General features: G+C 69.4%; 13 protein-coding genes and 1 pseudogene. 7 read left to right on the top strand and 7 right to left on the bottom strand.

Annotated elements, in window-relative coordinates; translation table 11 throughout:
• Nucleotides 1–188 precede the first annotated feature (188 nt).
• Nucleotides 189–1,322: a helix-turn-helix domain-containing protein gene (locus ABZ260_RS33805; protein ID WP_355625871.1), complete on the bottom strand. Its 1,134-nt coding sequence runs from the start codon at nucleotides 1,320–1,322 to the stop codon at nucleotides 189–191.
• A 160-nt stretch (nucleotides 1,323–1,482) separates the two neighbouring features.
• On the opposite strand from ABZ260_RS33805, the gene ABZ260_RS33800 reads away from it, so the two are divergent.
• The gene (locus ABZ260_RS33800; protein ID WP_355625869.1) at nucleotides 1,483–2,328 is read left to right on the top strand and encodes an acetylxylan esterase; all 846 of its coding nucleotides are present in this window, start codon (nucleotides 1,483–1,485) and stop codon (nucleotides 2,326–2,328) included.
• 25 nt (nucleotides 2,329–2,353) lie between these two features.
• Here the strand turns inward: ABZ260_RS33800 and ABZ260_RS33795 are convergent, their stop codons facing one another.
• Nucleotides 2,354–3,784 (bottom strand): carboxylesterase family protein, encoded by a 1,431-nt coding sequence (locus tag ABZ260_RS33795; RefSeq protein ID WP_355625867.1) that lies wholly within the window; start codon nucleotides 3,782–3,784, stop codon nucleotides 2,354–2,356.
• Nucleotides 3,785–3,910: 126 nt separating this feature from the next.
• Between ABZ260_RS33795 and ABZ260_RS33790 the strand changes: the two genes are divergently transcribed.
• Nucleotides 3,911–4,549, top strand: a complete 639-nt coding sequence (locus ABZ260_RS33790; protein ID WP_355565439.1) for a TetR/AcrR family transcriptional regulator — start codon at nucleotides 3,911–3,913, stop codon at nucleotides 4,547–4,549.
• A gap of 63 nt (nucleotides 4,550–4,612) precedes the next feature.
• Here ABZ260_RS33790 and ABZ260_RS33785 read toward each other — a convergent pair whose 3' ends face one another.
• Nucleotides 4,613–5,626 (bottom strand): hemolysin family protein, encoded by a 1,014-nt coding sequence (locus tag ABZ260_RS33785; RefSeq protein WP_355625865.1) that lies wholly within the window; start codon nucleotides 5,624–5,626, stop codon nucleotides 4,613–4,615.
• The gene (locus ABZ260_RS33780; protein WP_355625863.1) at nucleotides 5,623–6,984 is read right to left on the bottom strand and encodes a hemolysin family protein; all 1,362 of its coding nucleotides are present in this window, start codon (nucleotides 6,982–6,984) and stop codon (nucleotides 5,623–5,625) included. Before ABZ260_RS33780 ends, ABZ260_RS33785 begins: the two co-directional genes overlap by 4 nt.
• Before the next feature lie 336 nt (nucleotides 6,985–7,320).
• On the opposite strand from ABZ260_RS33780, the gene ABZ260_RS33775 reads away from it, so the two are divergent.
• From ABZ260_RS33775 to ABZ260_RS33765, 3 genes are all read left to right on the top strand, one after another.
• A complete protein-coding gene (locus ABZ260_RS33775) occupies nucleotides 7,321–8,154 on the top strand; it encodes an ion transporter (protein WP_355625861.1) in 834 nt (277 codons plus the stop codon).
• Between the two features lie 249 nt (nucleotides 8,155–8,403).
• Entirely contained in the window at nucleotides 8,404–9,282 is an 879-nt protein-coding gene (locus ABZ260_RS33770; protein WP_355625859.1) for a neutral zinc metallopeptidase, read from the top strand.
• 129 nt (nucleotides 9,283–9,411) lie between these two features.
• Nucleotides 9,412–9,588 carry a DUF6203 family protein gene (locus ABZ260_RS33765; RefSeq protein ID WP_355625857.1) on the top strand — a complete coding sequence of 59 codons (177 nt, stop codon included), beginning with the start codon at nucleotides 9,412–9,414 and terminating at the stop codon, nucleotides 9,586–9,588.
• Between the two features lie 81 nt (nucleotides 9,589–9,669).
• On the opposite strand, the gene ABZ260_RS33760 is transcribed toward ABZ260_RS33765, so the two are convergent.
• Nucleotides 9,670–10,098, bottom strand: coding sequence for a hypothetical protein (locus tag ABZ260_RS33760; protein WP_355625855.1), 429 nt, complete (start codon nucleotides 10,096–10,098; stop codon nucleotides 9,670–9,672).
• On the opposite strand from ABZ260_RS33760, the pseudogene ABZ260_RS33755 reads away from it, so the two are divergent.
• Nucleotides 10,078–10,299 (top strand): annotated as a pseudogene (locus ABZ260_RS33755) (VOC family protein); the annotation flags it as partial. The gene ABZ260_RS33760 and the pseudogene ABZ260_RS33755 sit on opposite strands and share 21 nt — an antisense overlap.
• On the opposite strand, the gene ABZ260_RS33750 reads toward ABZ260_RS33755, so the two are convergent.
• The gene (locus ABZ260_RS33750) at nucleotides 10,282–10,806 is read right to left on the bottom strand and encodes a pyridoxamine 5'-phosphate oxidase family protein (RefSeq protein WP_355625853.1); all 525 of its coding nucleotides are present in this window, start codon (nucleotides 10,804–10,806) and stop codon (nucleotides 10,282–10,284) included. The pseudogene ABZ260_RS33755 and the gene ABZ260_RS33750 sit on opposite strands and share 18 nt — an antisense overlap.
• A 268-nt stretch (nucleotides 10,807–11,074) precedes the next feature.
• On the opposite strand from ABZ260_RS33750, the gene ABZ260_RS33745 reads away from it, so the two are divergent.
• On the top strand, nucleotides 11,075–11,533 hold the full coding sequence (locus ABZ260_RS33745; RefSeq protein WP_355625851.1) for a helix-turn-helix domain-containing protein: 459 nt from the start codon (nucleotides 11,075–11,077) through the stop codon (nucleotides 11,531–11,533).
• A 298-nt stretch (nucleotides 11,534–11,831) separates the two neighbouring features.
• On the opposite strand, the gene ABZ260_RS33740 is transcribed toward ABZ260_RS33745, so the two are convergent.
• Nucleotides 11,832–12,639: non-ribosomal peptide synthetase (locus ABZ260_RS33740; RefSeq protein ID WP_355625849.1), on the bottom strand; the 808-nt coding region annotated here is incomplete at its 5' end.

Below are 12,639 nucleotides of genomic sequence, written 5' to 3'. Positions count from 1 at the left end.
GCCAGGTCAACAGCCTTTTCGGACCTCACTTAACCGCACGTGTCCGCCAACGGGAATGTGCGAAGAGAATTGATGGTGGGATCGACTCACGCGACGGCAACCTCATGAAACCCCCTCTCGGGGAGGCGACTCGCCACTGCCCACTGCCCGCTGCCCGCTGTTCGCCCGCAGCCGGACGGCGTGACGCGTCAGGTGAGGTCTCTGGCGGTGAGGGCGGCTTCCAGAAGGCGGGCTTGGGCGGGGATCGTGAAGTCCAGGCCGGTCAGAGCGGTGATCCTGCGTAGCCGGTAGTCGAGGGTGTTGCGGTGGATGTGCAGGTCCTGAGCGGTGCGGCTTCGGTTGTGGCCGCGGTTGACGAAGGCGCGCAGGGTCTCGACCAGGTGGGGGTGATCGTCCAGCGTGTCGAGCTTGGCGGCGAGCCGGGCGAGACCGCTGCCGGGCCGGGCCAGCTGATATTCGAGCAGGACGTCGTCGAATCGGTAGAGGCCGGCCGGTCGGCCGAGGCGCTGGACGATCTCCATCACCCCGCGCACCTCTTCGGCGGCCCCGGGAATGAGGTCCGGCTCCGCGGCCCGGGCCGTGACCGCCACGACGGGCTGGCCGGTGGCCTCGGCGATCCTGGCGACCAGGGCCGGCAGGTCGAGCGTCGCCGGCAACAGCGCGAAGCCCCCGGTGTGGTCCAGCATGGTGAGCACGGGCGTTCCCGTGTGGGCGTCAAGGGCCGACTGGGTGAGCCTGACGGTGCGGCGGTCGGCCGGCGGGTCCTCGGCGAACCGGATCTCCATGACCTCGTAGGCGGGCGCGACCGTGACCCGCGCCGCCTCCGCCAGGGCCTCGTGCGGCTGCCCGGTCAGCAATGCCGTGATCAGCGCCCGCCGTACTTTCCCGTCGTCGCTGCGCATGTCGTCCTGTGCCTGTACGTGAGCGATGGCGACCGCGGGCATGGCCGAGCCCAAGCAGCCGAGCAGGCTCAGGCCCGCCTCGGCCAGCTCCGCACGGTCGGCGGTCTCCGCCAGGGCCCGCCACCAGACTTCGGCGCCGACGAGGTACGCGGTGAGCGCCGCCTCCAGCGGGACGCCCTCCTCGGCGCGCCGCGCGGACCATTCGATGAGCTCGGTCAGGTCGCCGGGGCCGAGGGCGCGGCCCTCCCGCAGCGCCCGTAGTAACAGCCTGAGGACAGCCGCGACCGACCGGCTGACCTCCTCGTCGAGGAGGTCCTTGGGCAACTGCCGGTAGAAGGGCACCTCGGATTCACACCGTGCGACCACCGCCGCGGTGAGCTCCCTGACACGTGGAGCCATGCGGGCGTGAAGGGCGAGCATCCACGGATCGTCACATTGCACAAACCGCGACGTCAATCATTGCCGCGAGTGCGGAGAGACGGCGGGCGTTCCCCCATTCAGGATGTGCAATCAAACGAGAAGTGAATCCGGCGTAACACGGGATTCACTTCTCGGCGTCCCCCTGTCAGGAGAACCCCCCATGCTCCGAAGGCTGTTCGTCCCCCTGATCGCACTCGTCCTCGCCCTCACCGCCGCCCCGCACGCGGCCGGCGCCGACACCGGCTTCCCCTCCGTCGACAGGAAGTGGAGCGCCGCGGGCCCCTACGCCACGGCCGTGGACGTGGGGCTGGTGACCACTCTGTACTACCCGCGAGACATCGCGCAGAGCCCTCGACGTCATCCAGTGATCATTTGGGGCAACGGTACGTTCGCCTTCCCCGTGGTCTACCGTGACCTGCTGCTCCACTGGGCCAGCCACGGCTTCATCGTGGCGGCGGCGAACACACCGCAGTCCAACCTGGGCATCTCGATGCGGGCGGGCATCGACCTGCTGGCTCAACGGAACGCCGACCCCGGCAGCGTCTTCTACGGCCACGTCGACCTGGACCGCATCGGCGCGTCCGGCCATTCACAGGGCGGTGCGGCCGCCATCGTCGTCGGCGCGGATCCCCGGGTGGACACCATCATCCCGATCCAGCCCGGACCGCTGGCCGACGTCGACACGGTGCACGGCCCGATGTTCATCCTGGCCGGGCAGTACGACATCGTCGTGTGGCCGGCTCTCGTCAAGGCCTTCTACAACGACGCCGACCACATCCCGGCGATCTACGGCGAGGTCAGGGGGGCCGACCATTTCACCGTGGTGGGCGCCCCCGGTCCCTTCGCCGGCCCGACGACGGCGTGGTTCCGCTTCCAGCTCATGGGCGACGAGGAGGCGCGCGGCGAGTTCTTCGGCGCCGGATGTCGCATCTGCGCCGACACCCGGACCTGGTCCGACGTCCGCCGCAACCAGCCGGCGCTGCGGGTACCGGGCCCGGCGCTCTGACCCGGCCCCCGCGGCCTCGCCCTGTTCAGCGCCAGAGGCGTAGTTCGTCGTCACGCGGCGCGCGGACGAGGTCAGGGCCCGGATGATCGAACAACATCACCGGACGGGTCCCGTCCCAGACGGGCCAGCCTGGATCGCCGGAGACGGCGAAGGCGATCCAGGCTCGGTGCACGGCGTCGGCCAGTTCCTGGGGGGCTGCGGGTCCCGCCAGGGCCAGCTGTGCCGAGGTGCGCAGCGTGTCGAAGACGAACCCGATCTCCAGCGCGTGGCAGGCGCCGAGCCCGTCCACCGGCGAGCGCCAGCCGAACTCGTACATGTAGGTGTTGCCGCCTTCTGCGCGTGCGTCGGCCAGCCGGTTCAGCGGCACGCGGAGCAACAGGTCGGTGGCGAGAGCACCGAGGATCTCACCGGGCCGGGCGTCTGGCCGGTTCGCCCGGTAGAGCCTGGCCAGCGATCCTTTGATCTTGAACTTGGCCATGGCGAGCCGCAGGGTGAGACCGCCGACGCGGTCGACCACCCCCGTGGGTACGAACCACAGCCGGTACTCCTCGGTGTTGGCGCCCAGCAGCAGGTCGACGTCGCGTGCGACGCCCGCCTTCAGCGCGTCCATCGGGTGCGCGGGGACGACGTCGCCGTCCAGGACGATCTCGAACCCCGCGCCGCCGCTGATCGGGTTCCCCTTGGCCGTCGCCTCGGCCTGCGCGGTGAGCAGCCGTTCGCGGTCCACGGCCGCGAAGGCGGCGGCGGTCGGAGCGATGCCGAGACCTCTGGCGATGACCCGGGTGATCCTGGCCCCGGCCTCGGACGGCACGGCATGTGGCGGGCCGCTCTGCAGTACGGCACGGCGGAACAGGCCGGCCGAACGGGGGCTGGTCAGCAACGCCCCGATGCTGATCGCTCCCGCGGACTCGCCGAACACGGTGACGTTGCCCGGGTCGCCGCCGAAGGCCGCGATGTTGTCTCGCACCCAGCGAAGTGCGGCGAGTTGATCCAGCAAGCCGCGGTTGGCGGGGGCGTCGGGGAAGACCGCGAAGCCCTCGACGCCGAGCCGGTAGTTGATGGAAACCAGCACGATTCCGTCGCGGGCGAAGGCACGGCCGTCGTAGACCGGCACGCTGGAGGAGCCGTTGCGCAGTGACCCACCGTGGATCCACACCATGACGGGCAGGCCGTCGGCTCCTTCGGGGGTCCAGACGTTGAGGTTGAGGCAGCCGTCGCCGGGGATGTCCGGATCGGGGATCAAACGGTCGAGGGGCCGGCGATAGGGCCGTTTCGGCGCGGTGGGGCCGAACTCCAGCGCGTCCCGGATGCCCTCCCATGGTTCGGGCTCGACCGGAGCCCTGAAGCGGTGGGGCCCGAAGGGCGGAGCGGCGTACGGAATGCCGAGAAAAACCGCCACACCGTCATCGAGCCTGCCTCGTACCTTCCCCTGCTCGGTGGCCACTATCGCTTCCATCGGTTCCCTCCCGGTCGGTTCCACCGATCCTAACCTTCCCTAACGATCGATCGATCGTGTCATATGCTCCCCGGCTTCGCCCCAGGGCACAATGGGGCGAGGAAGAACGATCGATCGGCAGGAAACATGACCATACCCACAGAGCAGCGGCGGATCGCGGCCGACGAGGTTCGGCTGCCACCCGGTGTGTTGCCGGAGGGCACCAAAGGCCGGATCCTGCGGGAGGCGCTACGCCTGTTCGCCGAGCGGGGCTTTCACGGCGCCTCGATCAGAGACCTGGCCGAGGCGTGTGGCATCCGCTCGGCCACTCTTTACGCGCATTACCCGGCGAAGGAGCACGTCCTGGCCGAGCTGATCCGCATCGGCCACGAAGACCACCACGGGAGGCTGCTGCGGGCAGGCGGCACCGACCCGGTCTCACGGCTGCGAGCCGTGGTACGAGAGCATGTGCTGGCTCACGCCGAATATCCGCTGCTCGCCACGGTGGCCAACAACGAACTGCACGCCCTCTCACCCGAGATGGCCGCCCCCGTGCTGTCGATCCGCGCCGGTGGCAGGCGGTTGCTCATCGACATTCTCAACGAGGGCCTGGCTCAGGGCCTCTTCGACATGCCCGACACCTTCCTCGCGATGACCGCCATCAGCGGCATGGGCATGCGGGTGGCCGGCTGGTACGGCACGGGCGTGCCCTACACACCGGAAGAGGTCGCCGACGCCTACGCCGACCTCGCCCTGCGCATCGCCGGCGCGACCATCCCACGCTGACCCGCGGACAAGCCCCGCCGGTCCGGGCGCCGATCGGGGGAGCGGCGCCCGGACTGTCCGGTCCTACGCCGGGATGAGCAGGGTGGTCAGCAGGTCGTCCAGGCTGACCAGTCCGGCCAGGGAGCCGTTCGCGGTCCGGACGAGCGCCAGCTGGCTGTGCGCGGCACGTAGTTCGGCGACCGCCTGGGAGATCGAGGTCTCCGCTGAGAGCTCGGGCAGCCGGTAGGCGATGTCTCGAGCGCGGATCCGGGTGCCGCGCCTGCGGGCCAGGTAGGCGTCCCGGACGTGGACCACCCCTGCCGGGCGGTCACCGTCCCACACCACCAGGCGGGTACGGCGCGTCCGGGCCGAGGTGCCGACGATCTCCTGAGCCGAGGCGTCGGCCGGCACTCCGGCGATGTCGCTCACCGGGATGGTGAGCGAGGCGATCGACGCGTTCGGGGCGTGCAGGGCCTGGGTGAGCACCACGTGGTCGTCGGTCTCGATGAGCCCCAGGCGGCGCGACTCCTCCACCAGGTGCTGCAACTGCTCGGGTGTGCGAGGGGTGGATATCTCGTCGCGGGGCTGCACCCGGAACATGCGCAACAGCAGGTTGCTGACACCGTTGAGCGCGGTCAGGATCGGCCGGACGGCCACGGTGAAGCCGCGAAAGGGCAACGCCAGGGCCGTCGCGGAACTCTCGGGGTGGGCGATGGCCCATGACTTGGGGGCCATCTCACCGATCACCATGTGCAGGAACGTCACGATGGCCAGCGCGATCACGAAGGCGACCGCGTGCGCGGCGGCCTCGGGCAGGCCGAAGGTGGCGAAGAGCGGTGTCAGGCTGCCGGCGATCAGCGGCTCGGACACCACGCCCAGACCGAGAGAGCACAGGGTGATGCCGAGCTGGGCGCCGGCGAGCATCAGCGACAGCTCCCGGATGCTCTTCACGGCCACGGCGGCGGCTCGGCTACCGTGCGCGGCCGCCTTCTCCAGGCGGTGTCGTTTGGCCGCGACGAGGGCGAACTCGGAGGCGACGAAGAAGCCGTTGCCGATCAGAAGGAGTACGGTCAGCAGAATGCCGGTGGGCAGGTTCACTTCTCCTCCTCGCCTTCCTGGCTCGCCTCGGTGTTCCGGAAGGGGCGCAGGCGGACCCGCTCGGGTACGTGCCGGTCGAGGGTCAGCACCTCGATCTCCGCATGCGTGGGCGCCTGGTCGGCCATGGAGGGGACCAGGTCGACGGTGACCACGTCACCGACCGCGGCGAAGCGGGCCAGGCGCTGCAGGATGAGCCCGCTGACGGTGTCGTAGTCGTCCTCGTCGGGCAGTTCCAGCCCGGTGGCCAGGGAGACCTCGTCGATGCGCAGGCTCGCGTCGATTTCCCAGCCGTCGCCGGTGGCGACCACGGTGGGGATGTCGAGGTCGTTCTCATCGGCGATCTCCCCGACGAGTTCCTCGGCGACGTCCTCCCAGGTGACCAGCCCGGCCAGGCCGCCGTGCTCGTCGAGGACGCAGGCGACCTCCTCGTCGCGTGCGTGCATCTGGGCGACCAGGTCGGGCAGCGAGACGGAGAAGGGCACCATCAGGACTTCGCGGGCGATGTCGGCTACCGGGGTGTCCGCGGCTTTGTCGGCCGGGATCGCCACCAGCTCGCGCAGGCCCACGATGCCGATCACGTCGTCCAGGCGGTCGCCGAGCACCGGGTAATGGGTGTGCCCGTGGCGGGAGATCAACTCGTCCAGCTCGGGGATCAGAGCCGAACCGGCGATGCCGACGACGTCGGCGTGCGGGACCATGACCTCCCCGGCGGTGTGCTCGGAGAAGGCCAGTGCCCGCTCCAACAGGTCGGCCTGGTCGCCGGGCAGGTGCCCGTAGGCCTCGGACTCACCGATGATGTGCCCGAGTTCCTCCAGCGTCGCGCCGTGGTGCAGCTCCTCGACCGGCTCGATGCCGACCGCGCGCAGCAGCCTGTTGGCCGCTGAGTCGAACAGCCGGATGATCGGCCCGGCGATCGTCAAGTAGGCCAGGGTGGAGGAAGCCAGCGCGCGGGCCAGCGGTTCGGGCCTGGCCAGCGCGAGGTTTTTGGGGGCGAGCTCGCCCAGCACCATCTGGATCACGGTGGCGACGATGAAACCGAGCACCAGGGCGATGCCGCCGGTCGCGCCCTCGGGGACGCCGAGTGCGCCCAGGCCCGGGGCGATCAGCTCGGCCAGCGCGGGTTTGGCAATGAAGCCGACGACCAGGGCGGTGACGGTGATGCCGAGCTGGGCGCCCGACAACATGAACGACAGCCGCTCCATGACCTTGATCGCGCGGGCGGCCTTCTTGTCGCCTGCGGAGGCCTGCTGGGACAGAGCCAGGCGATCGGCGGTGACGTAGGCGAACTCCTGGGCGACGAAGTAGCCGGTGGCCAGGGTCAGCAGCAGAACGGCCAGCAGGCCGAGGGCGATGCTCACCTCGATTGCCTGCCTCGTGATCGACGATCTCTGATGTGGTTTCTGCTATGGCCGGAGTCCGACGACACGGACACCACCACCTTGCCCTTTCATCCGGCCCTCGTGGCCGGCTCATGTCCTCCCGGGTCATCGACGCGGGAGGATCTCCGTATCCGCAACGCTAGCCGATCTTCTGGAGCCGGCTCGCTCCGGGGTTCTTCACCAAGGTCAACGCGCCGCAAATCGGCAGGGTTCCCCCTATGGCGTATGTCATACATTCAGATCTTTTCAGGGGTGACCTGTGCGGGCTTACGATGATCGGCATTTGACCCCTTCCCCCCTCCGGGAGCTGACCTCTTGCCAGGGCGAGAACGTATTCGTTCCTTCCTTGAAACCCGGCTCTTCCAGCGGGTTGTCATAGCCGTCATCGTGATCAACGCGATCACGATCGGCTGTGAGACCTCCTCCTATCTGACGGACCGGATCGGCGGGTTCCTGCACGCCGTCGACCGGATCGCCCTGGCGATCTTCACCGTCGAACTCGCCGCCCGCCTCTACGCCTACCGGGGCGCGTTCTTCAAGGACCCGTGGAACTGGTTCGACGCGACCATCGTGACCATCGCGCTGATCCCGGCGTCCGGCCCGACCTCCGTGCTGCGGGCCCTGCGAATCATGCGGGCGCTGCGCCTGGTCTCGGTGGTTCCCAGCATGAGCAAGGTCGTCGGTGCGCTGTTCGCGGCCATGCCCGGGATGGCCGCGATCGTCGGGCTGCTCCTCCTGGTCATGTACGTCTCGGCGGTCCTCGCGACCCAGCTGTTCGGCGGAATCGCCCCCGAGCACTTCGACGAGCTGCCGACGTCGCTGTTCACCCTGTTCCAGGTCATGACCGGCGAGGCCTGGCCGGACATCGCCCAGACGGTCATGGCGGAGAAGCCCTGGGCGTGGGTCTTCTTCGTCGGCTACATCCTGATGTCCTCCTACGTGGTGCTCAACCTGTTCATCGCCGTCGTGGTCAACGCGATGGACGACCAGAACACCTCCGCCGAGGAACAGCGGACCGAGGACCAGCTCACCGCCATCCTGAACGAGCTCGCCCGCCTGCACGCCAGGATCGACGCGATACAGGGTGCACCCCGAGCGGCTCAGCCCGTCAAGACGCCGCGCAAGAACGCCGCCCGCCGCTCCCGGTGACCGGCCTGTGGCAGACCGGCCTGCCCATGGACTCCGCCTGCGTCGCGGCGGATCGGCGAGGGTGGGCCGGCCCTCGTCGCCGACCCTGGCGAGGGTACCGGTCGGCACCGACGCCTCCGGCCGCCGCATACCGCGACCGGGCGTCGGAGATCAACGGCCGGCTGCCCCGGCGCGGGTACGGCTGTCGCCACCGGGGTGATCGCGGCACAATGAAGTCATCGTAGGCACTCCCAGAGAAAAGTGACCGTGATGGATTTCCGCGACGATGTGGATCTCGACGCCTCCCAGGTGGAAGACCGGGGCGGTGGCGGTCTGTCCGGTGGCGGAATCGCGGTCGGCGGGGGCCTGATCGGCATCATCGCGCTGGCCGCAGCCGTATTCCTGGGGGTCAACCCGGCCGAGCTGCTGAACGGCGGCGGCTCACGACCCGCTGACCCGGGCCCGGCCTCGAACCTGGGAGCCCAGTGCAAGAAGGGGAGCGACGCCGACCAGTCGGACAAGTGCCGGGTGGTGGGTGTGGTCAACAGCGTCCAGCGGTACTGGCAGGACGCCTTCACCGAGCGCGGCAAGGAGCCCTACCGCACCGCGAGAACCATCCTGTTCAGCGGGGCCGTGACCACAGGGTGTGGCCGCGCCGGCTCGGCCGTCGGCCCCTTCTACTGCCCGGCCGACCGCCGGATCTACATCGATCTCGGCTTCTTCGAGGAGCTGCAGAGCCGCTTCGGCGCCAAGGGCGGTCCGTTCGCCCAGGCGTACGTGATCGCTCACGAGTACGGACATCATGTGCAGAACCTGATCGGGACCACCAGGCGGGTCGGCAACGACAGGAAAGGGGCCGACAGCGCCTCGGTCCGGCTGGAGTTGCAGGCCGATTGCTATGCCGGGGTGTGGGCGAAGAACGCCATCGACACCGGGTTCTACGAACGGCCGTTCACCGACGCCGACATCCAGGAAGCCCTGGACGCGGCCGCGGCGGTCGGCGACGACCGGATCCAGGAGCGCGCCCAGGGCAGGGTGGATCCGGAAGGATGGACGCACGGCAGCTCGCGACAGCGAGTCAAGTGGTTCACCACCGGATACCGAACCGGTGCCCCCGCGCGCTGCGACACCTTCTCCGGCAGCCTCTGATACAGGCGACCGCGGTTCCACGGCCTGGTCGCCCGTGGCCTGAGCGGTGCACGTCCAGAGGTGATCCATCGGCTCTGTGTCACGCGCGCTTTCCAGCTGACCGGGTCACTGCCGGGCAGTGACGATGTCATGAAAAAGTTCTTCGAGGTCGTGGTGGCACGCCGGCTGTCCCGTACGCCGATCGGGCCGGCGACTCTGGGAGCCGGCTGGTTCCTGGGGCGGCGGCGCAGGCAGCGCGCGCAGCGTCAGGGCGAGCCGAACGGGCAGCGGGGGCGCGATTCGCGCAGACGTGCGAGAAGGTGCTGAACTCCGCTCGTTCGGTGGGGCGTCCGCAGTGGCGGCAGATGGGGCGAGCTTGCGCGGTGGTCGTGGTGATCCCGGCTGCGGTCATGCCGCCGGTCGGTCGTCGGCGCGAGACGGCCCGCGCCCGGTCGCGCGCTCGACGGCGATGCGGGTGAGCCAGCCGAGGCCCGCGGTGAAAAGGGGCGGCCACACGATCGGCCCGAACGTGTAACCGACCAGTACCGCGAGTGGAATCCACACCCGGTGCACGGCGTGATAGAGCACTCCGGGAGGGCCGACGCCGGCCAGTCGGGCCAGGTCGGGCAGCACGAAGAACAGGAGCATGGCACCCGTGGTCGGCACCCCGTACTTGACGCTCTCGAAAATCGCGAACGCGGCCAGGAACAACGCGAACGCCCACCAGGCGGCCTTCCGCGCCCATCCCATGACGTCGTGCCGAGAGTCACCCCGCCGCGCGGTCGCGGAAGGAGGCTTCGCCCCGGATTCCCCGTCATGGGGATACTCGGCAGTCACCCGAAAAGCGTAGTGGAGGAGACTGGTCGAACACCCGGACTCCGAGCCCACACCGTCGCCCCGGGAACTCCTGTGATCAAGAGAATGCGCACTGATCCGGTGACGATCGTCGTCGAGGACTATGACCGGGCCATCGCCTTCTTCGTCGGCATCCTGGGCTTCGACTTGGCCGAGGATGTTCCCTCAGAACCGCCAGCGCGTCGCCGTCATGCCGTCCACGCCGTAGCCGAAGGCGCGCATGGGCATGACCTGGTAGAAGCCGTACTCGGGCGAGCCGGGCAGGTCGTCCTCGTGGACCGAGCCGTCGCGTACCGCGAGATCCCACTCGTACTTTGCTCTGAACGCGGCGGCCACCCGCAGGAGCCTGGCCTCGTCCCGCACCAGGGTGGCGACGCCTTCGATCGAGAGGTCGAGGGTTTCGCCGGCGACGGTGACGGCGCAGTGGGGGTTGCGGGCGAGGTTCCTGGCCTTACGGGACGTCGGGCGGGTCGTGAACCAGGGTGTGTCGTCGACGCAGACCAGCAGTACCGGCATGGCGTGCGCGCGGCCGTCGGGCCGTACCGTGGAGAGCCATGCCTTCGGCGCGGTCTCCAGGCACGCCCGCGCCTGGGCCCAGGGTCTCACCGTCGCCTCGTCCGTGCTGAACGGCGTCGCGTCGGCCTCGCTGAACAGGAGTTCGGCGGCGGGTGTCGTTTCGGCTGCCATCATGTGTCCTCATCCTCAAGATCTTGACGCTTCACCAGGTGGCGGTGCTCAAACGTGGTACTCGTCGTGTAGGCGCCACCACTCGTAGGGCCGGGTCTGTGGCCTGCCTTCGGGGGAGTCCTCCCGGATCTCCTGCCTGCCACTCCTGGGCCGAGACGACCTGGGGACGGCTCATGACGCTCTCCCTTCTGTTGGTTCCCTAAAGGAACTTACGGGGAGACGGTAGCAAGAGGTAGTCTCTTAAGGGAACCCTCTCGCCTAGACTGACCTCATGCAGCGAACCCGATTCGGTGACATGGCCTGCTCGATCGCCCGCACGCTGGACGTCGTCGGCGAGCCGTGGTCACCGCTGATCCTGCGGAACGTCTACGTCGGCATCGCCCGCTTCGATCAGATCCAGCAGAGCCTGGACATCTCGCGCAAGGTGCTCACCGAGCGACTCAAGTGGCTGGTCGAGAACGACGTGCTGGAGCGGCGAGAGTATTCGAGCCGTCCGCCGCGCCATGAGTACGCGCTCACCGCCAAAGGCTTGGAGCTCTGCGACCTGCTGCTGGTGATGGTGCGCTGGGGAGACCGGTGGACGGCGGGCGAGGCCGGTCCGCCGGTCCTCTACCGGCATCATGCCTGCGGTGAGATCAGCCACGTCGAACTGCACTGCTCGGTGTGCGACCGGCCCATGCGCGCCGCTGACATCGACGTGCTGCCCGGTCCCGGGGCGGCCTCGGTGTGAACCACCGTGAACTGGCCCGGCTCTGGTCTTCGCCTCACCCGAATGGCCGCCTTCATCGGTGGTGTGGAGGACGGTGAACTCGGTCGGGAGGACTCGCGGGGCAAACGGACGCGGGCCTCCTCGGTCACTGGAGGACCTCAAGTAGATAGCTCAAGGCCGTGGTGCCGCAGGTACGTGAGCATCTTGAGGCGCTCACCCCCCGGACGGCTTCCGATGGCGGCACCCGTACCCGTCCCCATGCGGCTCGGCCCTGGACAGGCCGCAGGAGTTTCACGAACGCGGGCTTCCGAAAGGGGATCTATCCGGGTTCGCGCAACGCCGAGGCTAAGCCCGTGGCCGTTGGGTGTTCCCACAGCAGGCGGGCCGCCACCGGTCTGCGCAGGCCGTCACGTAGGCGGTCCAGCAGTGTCACCGCGAGCCGCGAGTCGCCGCCCGCCTCGAAGAAGGTGTCGTGCGGGCCGACCCGATGGTTGTCCAGCACCCGCCGGAAGGCTTCCAGCACCTCCAGTTCCAACCGGTCACGTGGCTCGTCCGTGCGTCTCCCGGCGCGGGCGGCCGAGGAGGCCAGCCGGCGACGGTCGATCTTGCCCGCGCTCGTCAGCGGTAGCTCGTCCAGCACGTGCACGGTCCCCGGCACCATGTAGCCGGGCAGCCGCCCGGCCGCCCATGCCCTGGCGTCCTTCGCCGTCATCGGCCCGGAAGCGGAGGCGGGCACGGGGACGGGGACGGGGACGGGGACGGACAGGTAGGCCACCAGCTGGTCGTCCTCCAGTGTCACCGCCGCGTCGTCCACACCGGGACAGGCGCGTAGCGTCTGCTCGATCTCGCCGAGCTCGATCCGGTAGCCACGGTGCTTGACCTGGTGGTCCAGTCGGCCGATGAAGTCGAGGCGGCCGTCGGGGCGCTGCCGCACCAGGTCGCCGGTCCGGTAGAGCCGCCCGCCAGGCACCGGAGGCCGGCCCGGTGCGGGGGGAAGCGGCCCGGCGAGGGGCACGAAGCGTTCGGCGGTCTGGCCAGCGCGGATGCGAGCACGGCGACGCTCCCCGCGGCCACCGTCAGCCCGGTGAGGATGACGGCCTTGGCGGCCAGGACGGTGATCCGTCCCG

Source organism: Streptosporangium sp. NPDC006013 (assembly GCF_040614275.1).
Classification (GTDB): domain Bacteria; phylum Actinomycetota; class Actinomycetes; order Streptosporangiales; family Streptosporangiaceae; genus Streptosporangium.
This window is presented reverse-complemented; position numbering and strand designations above follow the sequence as displayed.